This is a genomic window from Allobosea sp. GW821-FHT10B12 (assembly GCF_059415545.1).
Genome location: NZ_JBWKNL010000003.1, coordinates 600,205 through 620,241, shown reverse-complemented (window position 1 = coordinate 620,241; position 20,037 = coordinate 600,205). Strand labels below are relative to the sequence as shown.

The following is a 20,037-nucleotide window of genomic DNA, read 5'->3' as shown; positions in this document are numbered from 1 at the left end:
GTCGCGAAGGGCGACGACGCGCTTTGCGAAGGTGCGGGATATCCCTGTCGATCGATGCCGGTCTCGTGCATTGCCGTGGCCCGGTAGCGTCAGGGGTTGCAGGAGAGGCGGCCCCAGCCGAAGACCGGGTCATGACCGGGCTCGCCCAGGTCCCGCGCCTCCACCGACAGGGCGGCCAGCAAAGTCTGCGGCCTCGTCGCGTCCTCGCGTGCGGCCCTTTGCGCGAAGGCGAGGGTGACCAGCGGCGCCGCATAAGAAGTGCCCGAGCGCGGTACGCCCGGGCGCATCGCCTTGTCGCTCATCTGGATGCGCACGCCCGGCGCGGCGAAAGCGATGTGGCTGCCGCGATTGGCGCGGGCATAGATGCGCTCGTCGCGGTCGATCGCGGTCACCGCGACGGCCCAGGGATAGGCGGCCGGGTAGCGCGCTTCGGCGCCAGGCCCGTCATTGCCGGCGGCCGCCACGAGCACGGCGCCGCGCTCATGCATTGTTTGCCCGATCTGCTCGACCAGCACATTGGCCGGCCCGGCAAGGCTCAGGTTGACGACGCGGACCCCGCGCTGCGCCAGCAGGTCGAGCGCACCGACGAGGTCGAAGCTGTCGGCATTGTCGCTGCCAGCGCGCCGATGGAACGCATCGACCGCGATGATCTGCGCCCGGCCGTCATTCTGGACACCGCGCGTCAGCAGGATGGCGATGTCGGTGCCGTGTTGCTTGAGCGCGGCCAGATGGCCCGGGCCACGGATCGTCTGCGTTTCAACCGGCCTGTCGACGAGCGCCGGATGCTCGGTGTCGACGCCGGTATCGACCATGCCGATGACGCCGCGCGCTGAGCACGCGCCTGCGATCCGGGCGTCCTGCGCCACCAGTGAAAAGCATTGCTCCTCGGAGCAAGGCCTGGCAGCGCCGCGATAGAGATGGTTGAGGTCGACTAGCGCTGCAGGTGCGAGTGCGCGGATGCGCTCGAGAGCGCGCTGCATCGATAACCGGGCGGGCGCGCGCAGCCGGACGGTGAGATTGGCGAGCAGGCCGAGATTGCGCTGCGCGACGATGCGGAAGCCTTCGCCACTGAGGATATCGAGCTCGGCTTGCGTCAGTCCGGCCGCGACGATCTCGCGCGGCACCGCCACAGTGGCCGGGCGCGGCGCGCTGCGCTGGGCGCGACGGGGCCGGCTCGCCTCGACGCCAAAGAAGCGCAGCAGGCGACCGGCGTCGATCCGGTGCTCGCCCCCGGTGCGGAAACGGCCCGAGCTGCCGCCACCACTGCCTTGACCGCCTCCGCTCCCGCCGCCGGCCCCGCCACCGCCGTCACCACCGTCGTCGCCATCGCTGTCGTCCGCGATCGCAGGAAAGAGGCGCCCCGCGCCGTCCGGCACGCCCATGAAGGGCGCGCCGGCGAGCGCGAGGCCGAGCAGCGAGGCTCGCAGAGCGGAGCGAAGGGGGACGCGGCTCATGCCGCGACCTTCTCGCGCCGAAGCCGGATGCCGACGCCGATCATCCGGATCGCGTCCTCGGCGGCGCGACGCAGCAGCTTCTCGGACTCTGCGATCGCCTCCTCCAGCGTGCAGGGCCGCTTGAGGATGCTGGCGAAGGCGTCGATCCCATGCTCGAAATTGATCCGGACCTTGCCGCGCCCGATCGTACCAGCCAGCGCAACGACCGGGATGCCACGAGCGCGCGCCTGGCGCGCCACCTCGGCCGGGATCTTGCCGAACGGGGTCTGCTCGTCGAGGCAGCCCTCGGCGGTGATGACCAGGTCGGCCCGGCGCAGCATGCTTTCGAAGGAGAGATATCGCATGACGATGTCATAACGCGGGTGGAGCGTCGCGCCCAACAGCGCATACAAACCGGCGCCGAGCCCGCCAGAGGCGCCGCAGCCAGGAGCAGTCGAGACATCCCGGCCGGTCGCCGCGTACAGCCTGTCGGCATAGAGTTCGAGCGCCGCTTCGAGAAGCTCGACCTGCTCGGGGCTCGCGCCCTTCTGCGGAGCGAAGACGCGGGCGACCCCGCGGGGGCCAAGCAGCAGATTGTGCCAGTTGACCGCCGCGTCGATCCGGACGATGTCGAGGCGCGGGTCGCGCCCGGCGAGGTCGATGCGGGCGAGCTTGCGAAGTGCCGCGCCACCCCGGCCGATCGGCGCGCCTCCTTCGTCGAGCAGGCGTACGCCCAGCGCCTCTGCCATGCCGGCGCCGCCGTCATTGATGCCGCTGTCGCCGCAGCCGAGGAGGATGCGCTCCGCCCCGGCATCGAGCGCCGCCGCGATCAGCTCGCCGACGCCGTAGCTTGTCGTCAGCGTCGGGTCACGCTGGTCGCGCGGAACCAGCGCCAGGCCGGCCGCTGCCGCCATCTCGATCACCGCAGTCTTCGGGCCGGTCCCACCGAGAAAGCCGAAGAACGCCTGCACGGGATCGCCGACCGGACCGGTCACGGCGCGCTCGTGCAGAATGCCACCGGTCACGGCGCAGAGTGCCCGGGTGAAGCCCTCGCCGCCATCGACCAGCGGCGCCAGCATCGTCCTGGCCTGCGGCATCGCCGTCTTGACTCCCTCGGCGATGGCCCGGGCGACATCGCTGGCGTCCAGGCATTCCTTGAAGCCGGAAGGAGCGATCAGAATATTGAGGGTCATTGCAAATCCTCTCGGAATCCCGAGGCCGTCACACGCCTCTGCAGCTGAAAACGACGGCCTGGGTGTCTTATTCCGTTGCCGGCTCAATTTTTTCGAGAGATGCGATCAGCGCAGAGCCAGGCCGGCCAGTGGCCAGATCCACAGCGAGAAGGCGAGCAACAGCGCGCCCATCATCGGCAGCAGGAGCAATGACAGCCCGATGAGATCGCGCGGTCGATAGGTTTCGTGCTCGAGATCGGCATAGAGTGCGACTGGCTTGGCGCTGACCGGGAGCGTCTGGCAGAAACCGGTCCCCATCACGATGAGGATGGCGAGCGCGCCGAAATCATAGCCGAGCGCGGCCAAAGGCGGCGCCAGCAGCGGGATCAGGACCGTGGCCCGGGCACTGCGCGAGGTGATCAGCAGATGCGACAGCAGGGCGACGGCCGTGACCAGCGCGGCGACCGTCGCCGGGTGCGCCAGGGTGTCGGGCGGCAATGCGGCGAGCACAGGCTGGAGCAGGCCGCTCGCGGCACCAGTCTCGATCAGCGCCTGCCCCATCAGTGTGGTCGCGGCGAGGAAGAGGATGAGCTGCCACTCGACGGATTTCACCGCCTGCTTCATCGAGATCGGCGCGAAGGGCTTCAGGGTCAGCCCGATCGCGCCGCAAAGCGTAACCAACGCAGCATCGACGCCATGCAGCGGCTGCGTGCACCAGCCGATGACGACCAGCCCCACGAGCGCCCCGACATAGCGCTGCCGGCCGGAAAGCGGCTCAACCGCGGCCGCTGGCAGCCTGATGATCTGCGCCCGCTCCTCTGGTCGCAGGAAAGCAAACAGGATTGTGAAAGCGGCGCCGAAGCTCGCCAGAAGGGCGAGCGGCATCCCGATAAGCAGCCAGCCGAGATAACCATGGCCGGGGCCGCCGCTGCGCTGGATCATCTCGATCGCGATCAGATGGGCGCCGGCGCCGATCAAGCTCCCGCCGGCCGAGAGCAGGATCACTGTCGGGAACAGCAGCGCGAGCGCCCGCCGGATGCGCCTGTCCTCGATGACGGCGGCCAGAGCGAGATAGACCGGCAGCAGCAGCGCCGCGCGCCCCGAGGTCGAGGGCACGAAGAGAGCGGTTGCGACGATCACGCCGCTCGTGGCGAGGAACAGCGCGCGCACGCTCTTGGCATGGCTCAACGCAGCCGAGGCCAGGCGCTCGGTCAGGCCGGAGGCGCGTAGCACTGCCGCGATGACGAAGGCACCGATCAGCAGCCAGGTGAGTTCGTTGCCGAGCGCTGCATGCAAATTGCGGGCTGGTGTCAGCCCGCAGAGCACAAGGGCCACGGCGGCTGCCAGGGCGATCAGCGTGTCATCGAGAGCGGTCAGGCACCAGCCGACGATGGCGAACGCGAAGACGATCAGGGCCGTCTTCGCCCGGGCATCGAGCGGCAGGCCGAGCCAGATGGCGACGGCAAGAGCACCGGCGATCAGGATGGGCAAGCCCAAACGGAGTGCTACCCGGGCGACGCGCCAGTGATCGGAACGAAGGCCGCCGGCCAGGGGGAGGTCGGCGGGCGGAGAGGAGGAGAGCATCGTCATAGCGACGGAAACGTCGCGCGAGCGCGCTTATTCCGAAGCGAGCGGAAATATTCCGAGAGCGGCGATCACGCGCCTTTCAGCAATCTCTCCAGCTTCTCGATATAGGCCGGCGGCAGCTTGTTGGCGCGGGCGCCCTTGAGCAGCGGCTCGATGTAGTGCGCCGGCGCGCCGGCCGGTCCCGACGGATTGGGCATGTCATAAGTCGTCGACTTCACGACCTCGCCGCTGACCGTGTGCAGCACGATAGTTCTGTGTGCCCAATGGCCCTTGTCGGTGCCCGCCGACTTGTCCATGGCCGCCATATCGCTGTCGGAGAGCTCGTAGTGAACGCCCCAGGTCTCGGCGCCTTTGATGGGGGCGAGCCGCGCGCCGTTGTAGGCGCCATCCGTCGTGGTTCCGAAGGAGAGCTCATAGTCCTTCAGGCAGGCGATGCTGAGCGCTTTCGCCGAGGGCGCGACGCCGCGGATCAGGTCGATGTCCATCAGGTTGGCATAGGCGAAGTAGTTCACGTCGGTCTCCATGTCGGGGTTGGATCTTGAAGAGGCTGGCCGCATTGCAATCTCGGGCGGGGATCAGCGCACCCCTCGCGCAGGGCGTCCCAGGTCTGCGGCAGGGCTGCGAGTGGAGCGAGCGCGTCGATCTCGGCGGCGCGATGGCAGCGGGCCTGCCGGCCCGGCGCGATGGCGGCCAGCGGCGGCGGCTCGCTCCGGCATAGCGGCAAGGCGAAAGGACAGCGCGCGGCGAAGCGGCAGCCGGGTGGCGGCTCGACGAGATCCGGCGGACCGCCCGGGATCGCGATCGGCTCGGCGCGGCTGCCGAGGCGCGGCAGGGCGTTCTTCAGGCCGAGCGTATAGGGATGGGCCGGCCGGCGGATGACGTCACGCGTCGGGCCGGTCTCGACGATCTCGCCGGCATACATCACCGCGACGCGCTCGCAATTCTCGATGACCAGAGCGAGATCATGCGTCACCAAGAGCAGCGAGAAGCCGAGCCGCTGCTGGAGCTCGCGCAGGCTGCGGAAGATCTGGTCCTGGACGACGACGTCGAGCGCGGTGGTCGGCTCGTCGGCGAGGACCAGCGGCGGCTCCAGCGCCAATGCCATGGCGATGATGGCGCGCTGGCGCATGCCACCTGAGAACTGATGGGGATAGTCGCGCGCCCGCTCCGGCGCGACGCCGACCATGGCCAGCAGCTCTTGCGTGCGGCGCCAGGCTTCGGCGCGGGAGACCTGGCGATGGGCGAGGATCGCCTCGGCGATCTGGTCGCCGACGCGCAGGACAGGATTGAGCGCGTTGAGGGCGCTCTGCGTCACCATCGAGATGCCGGCCCATCGAACGCTGCGGCGCTGCTCGGTGCTGGCCGTGACCAGGTCGCGACCCTGGAAGGCGATGCTGCCGGCGTCGATGCGGGCATTGCCGGGCATCACGCCCATCACGGCCTTCAGCAAGGTGCTCTTGCCGCAGCCGGATTCACCGATCAGGCCGAGGTTCTCGCCCTTGTCGAGTTCGAGGTCGATATTGGCCAAGGCACTGGCCGGGCCGCGCGGGGTCTCGTAGCTCGCGTAGAGGCCGGCGATCGAGAGCAGGGGACGGATTTCGTTTCCTGCCATGGCGTCAGCCCGTCCTCAGGCGCGGGTTGACGACCTGCTCATAGGCGCGGCCGACGAAATAGACCGCCGAGACCAGCACCATGATCGCGATGCCCGGCGGCACCACCCACCAGGGCGCGCGGTACATCATCTGCGAGGCATAGGCGTCGTAGACGATCGAGCCCCAGCTTACCACGGAGGGATCGCCGAAGCCGAGGAAGCCGATGCTGGCCTCGGTGATGATCGCCCAGGCGAGCGCGAAGGCAACGCTGACCAAAGCGATCGGCATGATGTTCGGTGCGATCTCGCGATAGATTATGGCGAGATCGCTGGCGCCGGTGATGCGCGCGGCGGCGATGAAGGGCATCTCGCGCAGCGACAGCACCTGGGCGCGCACCACCCGCGCCGTCGAGCGCCACATCACCAGCGTCATCGCGATCACCATCGTCGTCAGGCTGCGGCCGGTGAGCGAGAGCACGATGATGATGAAGGGCAGAAAGGGCAGGCCGAGGAACATGTCGGTCAGCCGCATCAGGAAGGAATCGATGCGGCCGCCGAAATAGCCGGAGATCAGGCCGATATTGACGCCGATCACGACGGTGCCGAGCGCCGTCAAACCGCCGACCAGCAAAGCCGGTCGGGCGCCGACCAGCATCTGGCTGAGCACGTCGCGGCCCAGCAGGGTGGTGCCGAGCCAGTGCTGCCAGGAGGGCGGGGCGAGGCGCAGGAGCTTGCCGGCGGCATCGTAATTGCGCGCGACCGGATCATAAGGCGCGATCGCGGGCCCCAGGATCGCCAGCGCGACGCAGAGACCGAGGATCACCAGGCCGGTGGGGCCGAAGGGGCCGCGCCAGACCGCACGAAAGAAGTCGAGGATGATGGTCGGCATGGTCAGGCGTAGACAATGCGTGGATCGAGCAGACCGTAGAGCAGGTCCGCGATGAAGGTGCCGAGCACGGTCAGCACGGCGATGAGCAGGAAGGCGGCCTGCGCGACCGGATAATCGGCGCGGCTGATCGCCTCGATCATCAGCAGGCCGAGGCCGGGCCAGGAGAACACCGTCTCGATCACCACCGAGCCGGCCACGGCCCAGCCGAGGATCATCGGCAGCGTCGTCGCCAGCGGCAGCAGCGCGTTGCGGGCGGCATGGCCGAAGAGGACGCGGCGCTCGCTCAGCCCCTTCATGCGGGCGAGCTCGATATAGTCCTCGCCGATGGTCGAGAGCATGGTCGAGCGCATCAGCAGCAGCGGGAAGCAGAGCTGGTAGAGCGTGTTGACCAGGAAGGGCAGCGCCAGATGGTGCAGGAAGTCGGCGGAGAGATACATCCGCCAGTCCTGCTCGGGGAACGCCCCCGGCGTGACGATATGGCCGATCGGGAAGAGGTCGAGCTTGATCGAGAACAGCAGGATCGCGAGCATGCCGAGCCAGAACAGCGGCGCCGATTGCAGCGCGGTCGCGGTGAAGACGAGGCTGACCTCGGCCGCGCCGCCGCGCTTCCAGGCGGCGATCGCGCCGATGACGGCGCCGAGCAGGTAGGCGGCGAGCATCGAGGGCAGGATCAGCAGGATCGTGTTGAGCAGCCGGCCCTGGATCATCTCGAAGACCGGCCGGTTGGTCTGGAAGGAGAAGCCGAAATCGAGGAGGCAGAGATTGCGGAGATAGATCAGGTATTGCTCGAAGAGTGGCCGATCGAGCCCGAATTGCTGGCGCATCGCCTCCTGCGCCTTGGGATAGAGCGAGGGGCTGATCACGGTCGCGGTCGGGTCGCCCGGCAGGAGCCGGAACAGGAAGAACATCAGCGTCGCCATGGCGAACAGCGTCAGGACCATGTGCCAGAAGCGGCGAAGCAGATAGCCGGCCATGGCTCAGAGCGCCGCTTGCCGGAGGGCGGGCGGCGGGACCCGGACGATGTCGGGATCGGCCGAGGGGATCGCCGCGATCAGCGTGCGGGTATAGGGATCGCGCGGCGCCGACAGCACCGCCTCGACCGGGCCGGTCTCGACGATGCGGCCGCGATACATGATAGCGAGCCGGTCGCAGACCGCGCCGACGGTCGCAAGGTCATGGGTGATGTAGAGCATGGCGATGCCGCGGTCGCGAGCGAGGCGCTTGAGCAGGCGGACGATGTCCCATTTGATGGAGACGTCGAGCATCGAGACCGGCTCGTCGGCGACGAGAAAGCGCGGCTCCAGAATGATCGCGCGGGCGATGCAGACACGCTGGCGCTGGCCGCCGCTGAGCTGATGTGGGTGCTTGCCAAGATAGCTCTCGGGTGGATTGAGGCCGACTTCCGCGAGGACGGCGCGGACGCTCGCTGCGACCTTGGCGCGGTCGCGGACGCCCTGGTAGAGCAGTGGCCGGCCGACCAGGTCATCGACGGTGTGCTGCGGGTTGAGGGCACCATAGGGGTCCTGGAAGATCATCTGGACCTGGCGGTGGAAGGCCTTCTTGTCGCGGGCGCGGGCGGCGGCGCTGTCGGTGCCGTCGATCCGGATCGTGCCTGAGGTCGGCGTCTCGAGCCCGACCAGCAGGCGCCCGGTGGTCGACTTGCCCGAGCCGGATTCACCGACGAGGCCGAGCACCTCGCCGGCGGCGATCTCGAAGCTGACGCCCTCGACCGCCCGCGTGACCTCGCCGCGCTGGCCGGGCAGCAGCGAGCGCAAGCCCGCCGCTGCGGCATAGTGCTTGGTCAGGTCGCGGACGTCGATCATCGCGGGACCAGAGGCGATCACTTCGCCGGGGCGCGCAGGGCGCCGTCCGGGCCCCAGCTGTAGCCGGCCGCCTTCAGGATCGCCTTGGCCTTGTCGATGTCATAGGCCGGCAGCGGGATCGAGACGTCGTGCCAGAAGGCGTTGACCGGCACGATCGGCGTCGCGCTGCGGCCGGCATCGCCGCCCAGAACCTCCTCGATGATGGCGTCATAGGGGATGGCATGCGCCATGGCCTGGCGCAGCGCCTTGCTGGCGAGCGCCGGGCGCGCCGTGTTGTAGCGCATCGACATATGGCCGTTCGAGCGCGCCTGGATCAGCTTGACGTTCTTCTCGGCCGCGAATTCCTTGACCACGGTCGGCACGATCGGCTGGAAGGAGACGTCGATGTCGCCCTTCTTGAGCGCGGCGCCGACAAGCTCGGCCGAGCCGAAGACGACGATCAGCAAGTCGGAAGCCGGTTTGGCGAAATGATCGGCCCGGCGCAGCAGCGAGATCTCCTGGCCCTCGCGCCAATAGCGCAGCGTGTAGGGGCCGCTGCCGACGAGCGGCGCGTTGCGGAAATCCTGCGGCTTGGCGATGCCGGTCTTCTCGACCACGTCGCCCCAGACATGCCTGGGCAGTATCAGGACCTGACCGAGCGTGTTGATGATGAAGGGCGCGTAGGCTTCAGTCAGCTTGAAGCGCACCGTCGTGGCGTCGACCACCTCGACCGAGGCGAGCTTCTCCAAGTATTTCTTGAAATAGGCGGCGTCCCAGCGCTTCAGATAGTCGAAGGAGAACTTGACGTCCTCTGCGGTGACCGGCTTGCCGTCGCTGAAACTGTGGCCTTGGCGGAGCTTCACCACCACAGTGGTCGGATCGACCACCTCGAGCGCCTCTGCCAGCCACATGCGCGGCGAGCCGTCGGGGCCGAGCTCGACGAGCTTGTCGTAGACCAGGCTCAGCGTGTTGAAGTCCTCGACGATCGTCGCCGCCAGCGGGTTGAAGGTGCCCTGGTCGATGGTGCGGCCGATCTTCACCGCCGTGCCGGCCTTCGAGGTCAGGCGCAGCATGTTCCAGAGCGAGCGCGGCCCGTCCGAGGTGTCCTCATAGCCGGGGATCTCGACCTTGGCCGTGTTCATCGCGAAGGTGTTGACGACATAGGCGAGGACCGCCTCGGGCTGCTCGTCGGCCAGCACGCGCTGCAATTCGTGGATCACCTTGCGGCGCTCCTGCGCGTCGTAGAGGGCGAGCTGCCTGGCGCCGAGTTCGTCGACCTTCGGGCTGGAGAAGGAGCCGACATTGGAATCGCCCGGCGCGCTGTTGCGCGAATTGAACTGGGCGTTGGTGAAGAAGTCCGGCTCCGAGCGCTGCGGCGAGCCCGACAGCACCGACATCACCACGTCGAAATCATGCTCCTTGAACCATTTCGACAGCATCGGATTGGGGAAGGGTTGCGGGTCGAGCGTGACCTTGAGGCCGAGCTTGCGCCAGCCTTCGGCGACATAGTTCGAGGTCTCGAAATAGTGCTGGTACTTGGCGGCGGGCCAGGTCAGCACCTTGATCTCCGGAACCGGCTGCTGTGCCAGGGCCATGCTGGTGCCCAGCCCGATCAGCGCGCCCGCGAATGCCGTCGCCAGCTTCATCGCCCTCCCCCTTCTTGTTTTCTGAACCAGCAGACGGCCCCGCGCCCTGTTCCGAGCGTGTGTGTCCACCTGCGTGTCGCGTTCCCTCGCTCGGGAGGCTAGGGCTGGCCGGGCGGCTTGCCCATTGCTGATTTCCGATGCAGATCATTCCGGATTGGAATGAGCGGGATGGAGCGAGCCCCGTGCGCAGGACCTTGCCGCCGACCCGGGATCTCGCCTGTTTCGAGGCGGTCGCACGCCATCGCAGCGTCACGCGGGCGGCAGCCGAGCTCAACCTGACGCAGAGCGCCGTCAGTCGCCGCCTAGCCGCGCTGGAGGAATTGCTCGGCCAGCCTTTGTTCCTGCGCGACAAGCAGCGGCTGACCCCGACCATTGCAGCCGAGGAATATGCCGAGGAGCTGCGCAGCCTCTTGAACCGGGTCGAGGTCGCGACCACCAGGCTGCTGTCGCATGGCCGCAAGGGCGGCGTGCTGACGGTCGCCTGCCTGCCGACCTTCGGCTCGCGCTGGCTGGTGCCGCGGCTGGCGCGGTTCATCGCCGAGCACCCGACGATCGACATCAACCTGATCTCGAAGATCCGCCCGTTCAGTTTCGAGGAGGACAAGGCGCACGCCGCGATCCATTTCGGCAGCCCGACTTGGCCAGGCGCGCGCATCCACCACCTGATGGACGAGCATGTCATCCCCGTCTGCGCGCCCCAGCTGATCGGCGGCGAGGCGTTGGCCAGCCCCGACGGTTTTGCTCGCCTGCCATTGCTGCAACACACGACGCGGCCCTATCTTTGGCGCGACTGGCTAGCCGATGCGGGCGCCAGCGGTGTCAATGGCATCGCCGGGCCGAAATTCGAGTACTATTCGCTGGTGATCCAGGCTGCGATCGTTGGCATCGGCGTCGCGATCCTCCCGGATTTCCTGGTCCGGGAAGAGATCCAGTCAGGCGCGCTGATGGTTGCTTGTCCACATCGGATGCGCTGCGAGGACGCGTACTACGTCGTCTACCCCAAGCGCTTCGACGAGAACGTCAACGTTCAGGCCTTCGTCGGCTGGCTCCGCGACGAGGCGGGGGTCTATGCGGGCACCACGACGTAGTAAGCTTGAAGGTTCGTGCATGGACCCGTTGCCGATAAGTCCGCATGCGGGTCCGTTCATGCTTCGGCGCGAGGGCAGCAATCTATCGCAGCGGGCGTCCGGGCAAGCCCAGATCACGATCAGGATTGACGTGCGCGCTGCCCCTGTTTTGCGAGCCAGGCGTCGTGGAGCCATTTTTCCGTGCCGCGGTGGCCGGGGAACGTGATCCAGTGAATGTCGCGCTCGAACACCATGACCTTGCGGTCAGTCCCGACGATGACCCACATCCAGCGATTGTCGGCGGCATTGCGCATCTTCACCTTCATGCCGGTGAGTGTCAGGTTCTCCGTGCGCCCATTGCGGTTCACGCGCAGCGGCTCGTCATGCGTGTCGATCCAGCTGATTTCCATCCCCGGCAACAGGTCTGGCGCCGTAGCGTGCAGGAAATCCATGGCGATGGCCTGGGCCTCGCCGCGGGAGGGCAGGGGGCGGCCGACCAGATCGAGGTCCATCCGGGCAAAACCCTTGAGCCGGCCATTGGCGGCGATGACCGTGCTGAAATGCTCGCCGCCGAGTGAGGCATTGCGACCGTCGGCGCGCTCATAGCGGACGAGTTCGGCGCTGTCGCCGTCCACGGTAACGGCGCGGCGCGCAACTTCGCGATATCCGGCAGGCATGAAGGCCTCAGTGGTGGAGGTGGCCGGCCGGGTCGTCGGGATCGGTGCTGTCATAGCCTTTCCTTTCGGCACATCTGCAAGTGCAGGGCTGATATCGGCTCCGCCGGTGAGGCCGAGTGTGGCGAGCGCGATGAGGGGCATGCGGGGCATGTCGAAGACTCCTTCGGGTCGAGGTGGGAGCTGAATATGTAATCTAACGTCAAGTGTAGATTTTGGACGCATTCATGCCGAACCTCCTCCTGCCTATGCTTGCCTGGCTTGCTCGATCAGCGTGTGCATGCGGGCGATATTGCTTTCCAGATCGCGCTTGAATGCGTTCAGCTCATGCAGCTGGGCATCCGCCTTGGCGAGCTGGGCTTGCAGGATTTCCAGCACCTTCTCCTTGCCTTTGATGCCGCTCGCATCCTCGAAGTAGAGGTCGATCACGGCCGCGATGTCGTCGAGGCTGAGCCCGAGGCGCTTCAAGGCGGCGATCTTCTCCAGCCGTTTCAGGGCGACCTCGCCGTAATAGCGATAGCCCGCGCCTTCGCGCTCGGTTGGCGCCAGCAGGCCTAACCTCTCATAGTAGTGGATCGTGCGATGACTGACCCCGGCGCGCTCGGAGAGCTCGCCAATCTGCATGAGCGACGGCAATTCTAGTCTCATATAAACCTGACGTTAGGTGTAGATATGGAGTTGTCGTGGCCGCTGTCAAGGGCGGCCGCTGGGCTTCTGCGGCATCCGCATGAAGCCAGCGACTGGTGAGCCTCAGGAACTGGCGCGCGCCGCAAGCGTGAAGCCGACGTCTTCGCGGATGGCGATCCCGGCAGCCTTGCCCTCGCCGAGCCCGGCGATCAGCTTGGCGGTGCGAAAACCGATCTCGCGGCGTGGAATCGAGAGGGCCGTCAGGGCAGGCGAGAGCTGCTGGCAGATCTCGTGATCGTCGAAGGAGGCTATCGCGATCTCTTCCGGCACGCGACGTCCCGCCTTCTGGCAGGCGAGCAGCGCGCCGATCGCGAACACGTCGCCGGCGCCGAGGATCGCATCGGGTCGCGCACCGGAGCCGAGGAGCCGCTCGGCAGCGGCGATGGCTGCCTCGTATCCGCCGGCGCTTTCGATGATCAGCTCTGGCACGATCTCGACGCCGGCCTCGTGCAAGGCGGCGTAGTAGCCATCGAGACGTCGGCTGGCCCGGGTCGAGACCGCTGTCGGCAAGGTGAGGAAGCCAATCCGGCGGCGGCCGCGCTGCAGCAGATGGCCCGTCACGGTCGCTGCCGCATCCTTGTTGGAAAAGCTGAGATTGTGCTGGATGGGATCGTCGACGAGATCGCCGACCTCGATCACCGGCACGTCGAGCCGGCGCAGGCGCGCGACCGTTTCCGGCTTGTGCGCGGTTTCGTGCAGCACGAGTGCGCGGGGCTTCAGGGTAAGGTATTCCGCGATCAGGCGGTCTTCCGCGTCGGGACGGCGTCCGGCATCGCCGGCCGTCAGCAGCAGCCCGTTCTCTGCAAGCCCATCGGAAAGGCCCTGAAGAAAGGCTGCGAACAAGCTGTTCTCCAGCGAAGGAACGATGGCGGCGACCATGCGCGACACGCCTGAGCGCAGCGCGCCCGCCAGCCGATGCGGCACATAGCCGACCTCGTCGGCTGCGCTTTCGATCCGAAGCAGCGTTGCCGCCGCCACGGTCTTGGGAGAGCTGAAGGCGCGCGACACCGTCATGATGGAAACGCCGGCGCGTTTCGCGACGTCGCGTATCGTCGCGTTGCCGGCGCCTTGATCCACGGAGTCGCGCATGGCGGCGTGGCTGTCCTCGCTCGTGATCCTCACTCCACATTGCGTGCTGGCGATCGTCTTGACAATCACGAATGATAACGTTCACTGTTAACGTTATCATAAGCAGTCAGAGAATGATCGTGACAGCCCAGCATCGGTCGGAAGGCAAGCCATTGATCGTCTGTGCGGCTCTCACCGGCGGCATATCGCCTCTGGCCGCCGGCCCTGGACATCCGCTCGACCCAGGCGCGATCGTCGCGGATGCGATCGCCTGCCACGCGGCTGGGGCGGCCGTCATCCACATCCATGCGCGGCTGACGACCGGCGAGACCACGATGGAACCGGCCGTCTATTCCGCCATCGCTGCTGCGATCCGGGCCAGTGGCTGCGATGCCGTGCTCGATTTCTCGGCTGGCGACGATGGCGGGCGCGCTTCGCATGCCCAGCGTCTGGCGGTGGTCGGGACCGGCGCCGAGATCGTCAGCTTCGCCGGTGGCAGCTTCAACATCGCCGATCGCCTCTACGATAATCATCCGAGCTTCCAGATGTCGCTGGCGGCGGCGATTGCTCGGGTCGGGCTGCGTCCGGAGATCGAGATCTTCGACAGCGCCCATCTCCAATGCGTTCCGCGGCTGGCTGCAGCGGGCATCGGCCGGCCGCTCTTCTTCCAGTTCGTGATGGGATTGCCCGGCACGCTGAAGCCGGACGCCACGCTGCTGGAATGGCTCCTTCGCGAACTGCCGGAGGAGAGCGAATGGTCGGTGTCGGCGCAGACCGGTTCGGACATCGCGACGCATGTCGCCATCCTCGAGCTGGCGGTGGCACAGGGTGGGCATGTGCGGACCGGGCTCGAGGATATCCGGCGGCTGAACGACGGCTCAGTCGCTCCGGGCAATGCCGCGCTGGTCAGGCAATGGGTGGCGCATGCAGCAAGACAGGGGCGTCCGCTGGCGTCGCCGGCCATGGCACGGCAGCTGCTCGGCATCGGGCGCCATGACGATGTCATCGCCAAGAAAACAGAACATGGGAGGATAGGTCATGAGGGGACCGACACGACGGGCGTTCACTAGCGGGATGATGAGCTGCGGGCTGGCCGCGTTCCCGGCCGTTTCGCGGGCGCAGGGCGCGTGGCCCAATCGGCCGGTTCGCATCCTGATCCCCTTTGCTGCCGGCGGCGCGGCAGATGCATTGGCGCGGATCCTGTCCGAGCAGTTCCAGAACGCGGCGGGGCAGCCGCTCATCGTCGAGAACAAGCCAGGAGCCGGCGGCACGCTCGCCGCGGCCGAGGTCGCGCGCAGCATGCCCGATGGGCACACGCTCCTGCTCGGCGACATCGGGGCGAATGCTGTCGCCCAGTCGCTCTTCGCCAGCCTGCCCTATAATGTCGAAAGCAGCTTCCGGCATGCGATCCATCTGGCCAACCTGCCGATGGTGATGATCGCGCATCCGAGCGTCTCGGACGGAACCGTGAAGGGCGCCATCGCTCTCGCCAAGGCGAAACCCGGAAGCCTGAACTACGCCTCGGCCGGCCCTGGCGGAGCGTCGCACCTGATGATGGAGCTGTTCAAGCGCTCGGCGGAGGTGGAGATCGCGCATGTCCCCTATCGTGGTGGCGGGCCGGTGCTGCAGGCGACGATGACCAACGAGGTGCAGCTGGCGATCTCGACGATCTCGACCTCGCGCAGCTTCATCGAGGCGAATTCGGTCAGGGCGATCGGAGTTGGGAACACCCAGCCGGTGAAGGCTTTGCCGGAGGTGAGGCCGATCGGCCTCGACGTGCCCGGCTTCGAGGCCTTGACCTGGCACGGCATCCACGTCGCCGGGGAAACCGCGCCCGAGCTCGTGACGCGGATCAATGCCGTCTTCAACCAGCTGCTCGCCTTGCCGGAGGTGCAGCGCAGATTTGCGATCCAGACCGCCGAACCGGTCGGCGGAACACCGGCCGACTATGCGGCCTTCGTCGCGCGCGAGACTGCGAAATGGGGAGACGTCGTTCGTAGCGCGAAAATCAAGCCGGCCTGAACCGTGACCTGACTTGATCCGCAATAACCGTGAACGGCCCGCCGAACCCGGTCATTCCACGACGGAGCGTCAGGCGGGCAGCACCTTGCCGGGGTTCATGATGTTGTCGGGGTCGAGGCTCGCCTTCAGCGTGCGCATCACCTCGACGGCGGCGTCGCCATGCTCCTTGCGCAGGAACTTCGCCTTGCCATAGCCGACGCCGTGCTCGCCGGTGCAGGTGCCGCCGAGCTCGATGGCGCGGTTGACCAGCAGGCCGTTCAGCCGCTCGGCCTCGCGGATCTCGTCCGGCGAATCCATCCTGATCAGAAAGCCCATGTGGAAATTGCCGTCGCCGACATGGCCGAGCGCCGTGACCGGGAAGGGCGCGTCCTTGGCGTGCTCCTTGATCTCAGTGATGCAGGCGGCGAGCTGGGAGATCGGCACGCAGGTGTCGGTGCCCCAGCTGCTGGCGCCGGGACGCAAGGCGAGCAGCGCGTAGTGCATATTGTGCCGCGCCTGCCAGAGCTTGTTGCGCTCCTCGGAGCTGGTCGCAAAGCGCCAGCCTTCGCCGCCATGGCCCTCGGCCAGCATCTGCACGGTTTCAGCCTGTGAGACCACAGCCGCTTCCGTGCCATGGAATTCGAGGAAGAGCGCGACCGTCTCGGGATAGCTCAGATTGTTGTGGCGATTGATCGCACGCATGCAGGTCTCGTCGAGCAGTTCGACGCGGGCGACCTGGATGCCGCACTGGATCGTCTCGATCGCGCAATTGACCGCGCTGGCGATGTCCGGGAAGGAGCAGACCGCGACCGAGCTGGCTTCTGGAATGCCATAGAGCCGCAGCGTGATCTCGGTGATGACGCCGAGCGTGCCCTCGGAGCCGACGAAGAGGCGGGTGAGGTCGTAGCCGGCCGAGGATTTGCGGGCGCGGCCGCCGGTTTTCAGGATCGTGCCGTCAGCGAGCACGACGGTCAGCGCCAGCACATTGTCCTTCATCGTGCCATAGCGCACCGCATTGGTGCCCGAGGCGCGCGTCGCGGTCATGCCGCCGAGCGTCGCGTCGGCACCGGGATCGACCGGGAAGAACAGGCCGGTGTCGCGCAGGTGCTCGTTGAGCTGCTTGCGGGTGACGCCGGCCTCGACTGTGCAGTCCAGGTCTTCGGCATTGACGGCGGTGATCGCGTTCATGCGCGAGAGGTCGATGCAGACGCCGCCATGCAGCGCGACGACATGGCCTTCGAGCGAGGTGCCGGCGCCGAAAGGAATGACCGGCACCTTCGCCTGATGGCAGAGCTTCACGATCTGGCTGACCTCCTCGGTGGTCTGCGGATAGCAGACGACATCGGGCGCCTTGGTCGGGTGATAGGACTCGCCATGGCCGTGATGTTCGCGCTCGCTGTCCGAGGTGGAGCAGCGCGGGCCGAGGAGTTCGCGCAGGGCGGTGGTCAGATCATCGAGAGCGGGATGCCGGGAGGCGCCGGGCGTGCTGGCGGGGGCGTTCATGTGGTGTTCGGTCCTCGTGCACGTCTTCGGCGCGGCTGCGACGCAATCTCGATCAGCCCATCGGCTTCGGCCAGCGCCGATGCAGCATGAGCGCTCTGCATCGTCAGGGGAAGTGCGGTGTCAGGCCGAGTGATCGCGCCCGGCGACGCCGAGCAGGTACTGGCCATAGCCGCTCTTCGACAGGGCCTGGCCGAGCGCCTGCAATTGCTCGCGGTCGATCCAGCCGTTCTCGAAGGCGATCTCCTCGGGGCAGGCGATGCGGAAGCCCTGGCGGCGCTCGAGCGTACGCACGAATTCGGAGGCCTCGACCAGGGAATCCGGCGTGCCGGTGTCGAGCCAGGCATAGCCGCGCCCGAGCCGCTCGACGCTGAGCGCGCCGCGTTCGAGATAGGCGAGGTTGACGTCGGTGATCTCAAGCTCGCCGCGGGCCGAGGGCTTCAGTTTGCGGGCGATCTCGACCACCTCGGCGTCATAGAAATAGAGGCCGGTCACCGCCCAGTGCGAGCGCGGGGCCTTGGGTTTCTCCTCGATCGAGAGCGCCTTGCCGGTCGCGTCGAAGGAGACAACGCCATAGCGTTCGGGATCGCTGACGCGATAGGCGAAGACGGTCGCGCCGCTGGTGCGGGCGGCGGCGCGGTGCAGCACATCGGTGAGGCCGTCGCCGTAATAGAGATTGTCGCCGAGGATCAGGGCGGACGGGCCGCCGGCGACGAAATCGGCGCCGATGTGATAGGCCTGCGCCAGCCCTTCCGGCTTCGGCTGCACCGCGTAGGAGAGCTTGAGGCCCCAGCGCTCGCCAGTGCCAAACAGCGCCTCGAAGCGCGGCGCGTCCTCGGGCGTCGAGATGATCAGGATCTCGCTTATGCCGGCGAGCATCAGCGTCGAGAGCGGGTAGTAGATCATCGGCTTGTCGTAGACGGGCAGCAGCTGCTTCGACGTCACCATGGTCATCGGGTGAAGCCGCGTGCCGCTGCCGCCGGCGAGGATGATCCCCTTCATGATGGCTCCTTTAGCTTCGCGATTTCGCGAGCAGCGTGGCGACGCAGGTCTTCACTGAGTCCTGCCAGGGCGGCAGGAGTAGGCCGTGGCGCTGCGCGAGCAGGCTGCAGTCGAGCCTGGAATTGCTCGGCCGGCGGGCGGGGGTGGGGTAGTCGATCGTGGCGATGCGCCGGACGGCGGCGTTCGGCCCGCCCAGCTCAGACGAGGCAGCGAAGACGGCCTCGGCGAGATCGGCCCAGCTTGCCTCGCCCGTGCCGGCGGCGTGGAAGACGCCGCGCAGCGAGGCAGCCCTAGGCCGGGCGACCAGCGCCTTCGCGATCCCGATGATCACATCGGCGAGGTCGAGCGCATTGGTCGGCGAACCGAGCTGGTCGGAGACGACGCCGAGCTCGTCCCTGGTTTCGGCAAGGCGCAGCATCGTCTTCACGAAGTTGGCGCCATAGGGGCTGTAGACCCAGGCGGTGCGCAGGATCGTCCAGTCGTTGGTCGAGGCGGCAACGGCTTCCTCGCCGGCGAGCTTCGAGCGGCCATAGGCCGAGAGCGGGCCGGTCGGGTCGGTTTCCAGCCAGGGACGCGGCGCCATGCCGTCGAAGAGATAGTCGGTCGAGATATGGATCAGCGGCACGCCGAGGGATGCAGCGGCTGCCGCCACAGCTCCGGCACCCTCGCCGTTGATGCACATCGCCAAGTCCGGTTCGGTCTCGGCCTTGTCGACCGCGGTGTAGGCGGCGGCGTTGACGATGCAGTCGGGCTGCGCTGCGCCCAGCGCCTGCCGGGCGCTTTCCGGCTGCGCCAGATCGAGTTCGGGCCGGCCGACCGGGATGACGGTCACGCCTGCCGCCCCGGCGCGAGCAAGGAGGGATTGGACGACCTGCCCGGTCCGTCCGGTCACGGCTATGCGCATCGGGCCTTCGCCATCGGAAGCATCGCGGCCGGTCTAGAGCATGGCGGGGAGGGGCTCAACCCGCCGCATCGAAGCGGCGGCCTTCCTCGCAGAGCCAGGCGACCAGCGCGTCGAGGGCCGGGCTGCGCTCGCTCTGCGGTGTGACGGTCAGCCAGCAGCCGGTCGCGCTGTCGAAGCTGAGGCCGAGCGGATTGACCAATGCGCCCGAGGCCAGTTCCTCGGCGACATAGCAGCGCGGCGCGAGCGCGACGCCGAGCCCGGCGACGGCGGCTCGGATGATCACGGAATAATAGCCGTAGCGCACCGTGTGGGCTGGAACCGCGCCGCGCAGGCCGTGCGCCTCGGTGAACTCGGCCCAGAAGGCCGGCATCTGGAAATGCTGCAGCAGCGTCATCTTCTGGATGTCGGCGGCGCGATTGAAGCCGCCCAGGCGCTCGAGCGCGGAAGGGGCCGCCACGAGCGCGACCTGGCGCCCGAACAGGTAATGCGATTCCCGGTCCGGCCACGGGCCGAAGCCGTGGACGATCTCCAGATCGGCTTCCTCGATCTCGTTCTCGCTGACGAAATTGGTGAACTGGACGTCGATCTCGGGATGGGCCTGGGCGAATTCGGGGAAGCGCTCCATCAGCCAGCGCTCGCCGGCGATGGCGATCATGTGCAGGCGGATCGGCCGGCCGATCGCGGCGCGCTCGGCGAGGCGGCGGGCGCCGCGCTCCATCTGCTCGATCGCGGCTTCGGCATAGGGGCGGTAGATCGTGCCGGCCTCGGTCGGTTTCAGCCCGACGGGGCTGCGCTCGAACAGTTCGGTGCCGAGATGCTCCTCCAGCGCCTGGATCTGCTTGGAGACGGCGCTCTGGGTCAGATGCACCTCGCCGGCCGCCTTCGCCGTCGAGCCGAGGCGGGCAACGGCGAGGAAAACCCTAAGCGCCGTGGTCGACGGCGGGAGATTGCGGCCGGCCAATAGATATTCCTTCAACGACTACCCTTGAGGAGATCGTTTCGTTTGCCGGTTGC

19 protein-coding genes are annotated in these 20,037 nt (G+C 67.4%); 3 read left to right on the top strand and 16 right to left on the bottom strand.

The window, feature by feature from the left end; all coding sequences use genetic code 11:
• Positions 1–89: 89 nt before the first annotated feature.
• The 9 genes from AC07O0_RS12945 to AC07O0_RS12905 all read right to left on the bottom strand — a co-directional run bounded on the left by AC07O0_RS12945 (position 90) and on the right by AC07O0_RS12905 (position 10,120).
• Positions 90–1,454: a S8 family serine peptidase gene (locus AC07O0_RS12945; protein ID WP_494623560.1), complete on the bottom strand. Its 1,365-nt coding sequence runs from the start codon at positions 1,452–1,454 to the stop codon at positions 90–92.
• A complete protein-coding gene (locus tag AC07O0_RS12940; RefSeq protein ID WP_494623558.1) occupies positions 1,451–2,626 on the bottom strand; it encodes a glycerate kinase family protein in 1,176 nt (391 codons plus the stop codon). The genes AC07O0_RS12945 and AC07O0_RS12940 overlap by 4 nt, the downstream gene beginning before the upstream one ends.
• A gap of 105 nt (positions 2,627–2,731) precedes the next feature.
• Positions 2,732–4,102, bottom strand: coding sequence for an SLC13 family permease (locus tag AC07O0_RS12935; RefSeq protein ID WP_494623556.1), 1,371 nt, complete (start codon positions 4,100–4,102; stop codon positions 2,732–2,734).
• A gap of 158 nt (positions 4,103–4,260) precedes the next feature.
• Positions 4,261–4,704 carry a gamma-glutamylcyclotransferase gene (locus AC07O0_RS12930; RefSeq protein WP_494623554.1) on the bottom strand — a complete coding sequence of 148 codons (444 nt, stop codon included), beginning with the start codon at positions 4,702–4,704 and terminating at the stop codon, positions 4,261–4,263.
• A complete protein-coding gene (locus AC07O0_RS12925; protein WP_494623552.1) occupies positions 4,701–5,804 on the bottom strand; it encodes an ABC transporter ATP-binding protein in 1,104 nt (367 codons plus the stop codon). The genes AC07O0_RS12930 and AC07O0_RS12925 overlap by 4 nt, the downstream gene beginning before the upstream one ends.
• A gap of 4 nt (positions 5,805–5,808) precedes the next feature.
• Positions 5,809–6,672: an ABC transporter permease gene (locus tag AC07O0_RS12920; protein ID WP_494623550.1), complete on the bottom strand. Its 864-nt coding sequence runs from the start codon at positions 6,670–6,672 to the stop codon at positions 5,809–5,811.
• Positions 6,673–6,674: 2 nt separating this feature from the next.
• Positions 6,675–7,646, bottom strand: coding sequence for an ABC transporter permease (locus AC07O0_RS12915; protein ID WP_494623548.1), 972 nt, complete (start codon positions 7,644–7,646; stop codon positions 6,675–6,677).
• 3 nt (positions 7,647–7,649) lie between these two features.
• On the bottom strand, positions 7,650–8,495 hold the full coding sequence (locus tag AC07O0_RS12910; RefSeq protein WP_494623546.1) for an ATP-binding cassette domain-containing protein: 846 nt from the start codon (positions 8,493–8,495) through the stop codon (positions 7,650–7,652).
• 17 nt (positions 8,496–8,512) lie between these two features.
• A complete protein-coding gene (locus AC07O0_RS12905) occupies positions 8,513–10,120 on the bottom strand; it encodes an ABC transporter substrate-binding protein (protein ID WP_494623544.1) in 1,608 nt (535 codons plus the stop codon).
• Positions 10,121–10,302: 182 nt separating this feature from the next.
• On the opposite strand from AC07O0_RS12905, the gene AC07O0_RS12900 reads away from it, so the two are divergent.
• The gene (locus tag AC07O0_RS12900; RefSeq protein WP_494623542.1) at positions 10,303–11,208 is read left to right on the top strand and encodes a LysR substrate-binding domain-containing protein; all 906 of its coding nucleotides are present in this window, start codon (positions 10,303–10,305) and stop codon (positions 11,206–11,208) included.
• 119 nt (positions 11,209–11,327) lie between these two features.
• Here the strand turns inward: AC07O0_RS12900 and AC07O0_RS12895 are convergent, their stop codons facing one another.
• From AC07O0_RS12895 to AC07O0_RS12885, 3 genes are all read right to left on the bottom strand, one after another.
• Entirely contained in the window at positions 11,328–12,014 is a 687-nt protein-coding gene (locus AC07O0_RS12895; protein ID WP_494623540.1) for a hypothetical protein, read from the bottom strand.
• A gap of 93 nt (positions 12,015–12,107) precedes the next feature.
• Positions 12,108–12,497 carry a MerR family transcriptional regulator gene (locus tag AC07O0_RS12890; protein WP_494623538.1) on the bottom strand — a complete coding sequence of 130 codons (390 nt, stop codon included), beginning with the start codon at positions 12,495–12,497 and terminating at the stop codon, positions 12,108–12,110.
• 114 nt (positions 12,498–12,611) lie between these two features.
• Positions 12,612–13,637 (bottom strand): LacI family DNA-binding transcriptional regulator, encoded by a 1,026-nt coding sequence (locus AC07O0_RS12885; protein WP_494623536.1) that lies wholly within the window; start codon positions 13,635–13,637, stop codon positions 12,612–12,614.
• A 113-nt stretch (positions 13,638–13,750) separates the two neighbouring features.
• Here AC07O0_RS12885 and AC07O0_RS12880 point away from each other — a divergent pair, with 113 nt between their 5' ends.
• Together AC07O0_RS12880 and AC07O0_RS12875 are read left to right on the top strand one after the other, a co-directional pair.
• On the top strand, positions 13,751–14,686 hold the full coding sequence (locus AC07O0_RS12880; protein ID WP_494623534.1) for a beta-keto acid cleavage family enzyme: 936 nt from the start codon (positions 13,751–13,753) through the stop codon (positions 14,684–14,686).
• Positions 14,655–15,638, top strand: a complete 984-nt coding sequence (locus AC07O0_RS12875; RefSeq protein ID WP_494623532.1) for a Bug family tripartite tricarboxylate transporter substrate binding protein — start codon at positions 14,655–14,657, stop codon at positions 15,636–15,638. The genes AC07O0_RS12880 and AC07O0_RS12875 overlap by 32 nt, the downstream gene beginning before the upstream one ends.
• Before the next feature lie 69 nt (positions 15,639–15,707).
• Here the strand turns inward: AC07O0_RS12875 and AC07O0_RS12870 are convergent, their stop codons facing one another.
• From AC07O0_RS12870 to AC07O0_RS12855, 4 genes are all read right to left on the bottom strand, one after another.
• Complete coding sequence (locus AC07O0_RS12870; RefSeq protein WP_494623530.1) at positions 15,708–17,120, bottom strand: FAD-binding oxidoreductase; 1,413 nt, start codon at positions 17,118–17,120, stop codon at positions 15,708–15,710.
• 120 nt (positions 17,121–17,240) lie between these two features.
• Positions 17,241–18,119, bottom strand: a complete 879-nt coding sequence (gene rfbA, locus AC07O0_RS12865) for a glucose-1-phosphate thymidylyltransferase RfbA (protein ID WP_494623528.1) — start codon at positions 18,117–18,119, stop codon at positions 17,241–17,243.
• A gap of 10 nt (positions 18,120–18,129) precedes the next feature.
• Complete coding sequence (gene rfbD / locus AC07O0_RS12860; protein ID WP_494623526.1) at positions 18,130–19,023, bottom strand: dTDP-4-dehydrorhamnose reductase; 894 nt, start codon at positions 19,021–19,023, stop codon at positions 18,130–18,132.
• A 55-nt stretch (positions 19,024–19,078) separates the two neighbouring features.
• Entirely contained in the window at positions 19,079–19,984 is a 906-nt protein-coding gene (locus AC07O0_RS12855) for a LysR family transcriptional regulator (RefSeq protein ID WP_494623524.1), read from the bottom strand.
• Positions 19,985–20,037 lie beyond the last annotated feature (53 nt).

Bases quoted from the DNA above. Each gene is read 5' to 3' on its own strand.
- AC07O0_RS12945 (WP_494623560.1), bottom strand. From the start codon at position 1,454: ATGAGCCGCGTCCCCCTTCGCTCCGCTCTGCGAGCCTCGCTGCTCGGC.
- AC07O0_RS12940 (WP_494623558.1), bottom strand. From the start codon at position 2,626: ATGACCCTCAATATTCTGATCGCTCCTTCCGGCTTCAAGGAATGCCTG.
- AC07O0_RS12925 (WP_494623552.1), bottom strand. From the start codon at position 5,804: ATGGCAGGAAACGAAATCCGTCCCCTGCTCTCGATCGCCGGCCTCTAC.
- AC07O0_RS12920 (WP_494623550.1), bottom strand. From the start codon at position 6,672: ATGCCGACCATCATCCTCGACTTCTTTCGTGCGGTCTGGCGCGGCCCC.
- AC07O0_RS12915 (WP_494623548.1), bottom strand. From the start codon at position 7,646: ATGGCCGGCTATCTGCTTCGCCGCTTCTGGCACATGGTCCTGACGCTG.
- AC07O0_RS12910 (WP_494623546.1), bottom strand. From the start codon at position 8,495: ATGATCGACGTCCGCGACCTGACCAAGCACTATGCCGCAGCGGCGGGC.
- AC07O0_RS12905 (WP_494623544.1), bottom strand. From the start codon at position 10,120: ATGAAGCTGGCGACGGCATTCGCGGGCGCGCTGATCGGGCTGGGCACC.
- AC07O0_RS12895 (WP_494623540.1), bottom strand. From the start codon at position 12,014: ATGCCCCGCATGCCCCTCATCGCGCTCGCCACACTCGGCCTCACCGGC.
- AC07O0_RS12885 (WP_494623536.1), bottom strand. From the start codon at position 13,637: ATGCGCGACTCCGTGGATCAAGGCGCCGGCAACGCGACGATACGCGAC.
- AC07O0_RS12880 (WP_494623534.1), top strand. From the start codon at position 13,751: ATGATCGTGACAGCCCAGCATCGGTCGGAAGGCAAGCCATTGATCGTC.
- AC07O0_RS12875 (WP_494623532.1), top strand. From the start codon at position 14,655: ATGAGGGGACCGACACGACGGGCGTTCACTAGCGGGATGATGAGCTGC.
- AC07O0_RS12870 (WP_494623530.1), bottom strand. From the start codon at position 17,120: ATGAACGCCCCCGCCAGCACGCCCGGCGCCTCCCGGCATCCCGCTCTC.
- rfbA (WP_494623528.1), bottom strand. From the start codon at position 18,119: ATGAAGGGGATCATCCTCGCCGGCGGCAGCGGCACGCGGCTTCACCCG.
- rfbD (WP_494623526.1), bottom strand. From the start codon at position 19,023: ATGCGCATAGCCGTGACCGGACGGACCGGGCAGGTCGTCCAATCCCTC.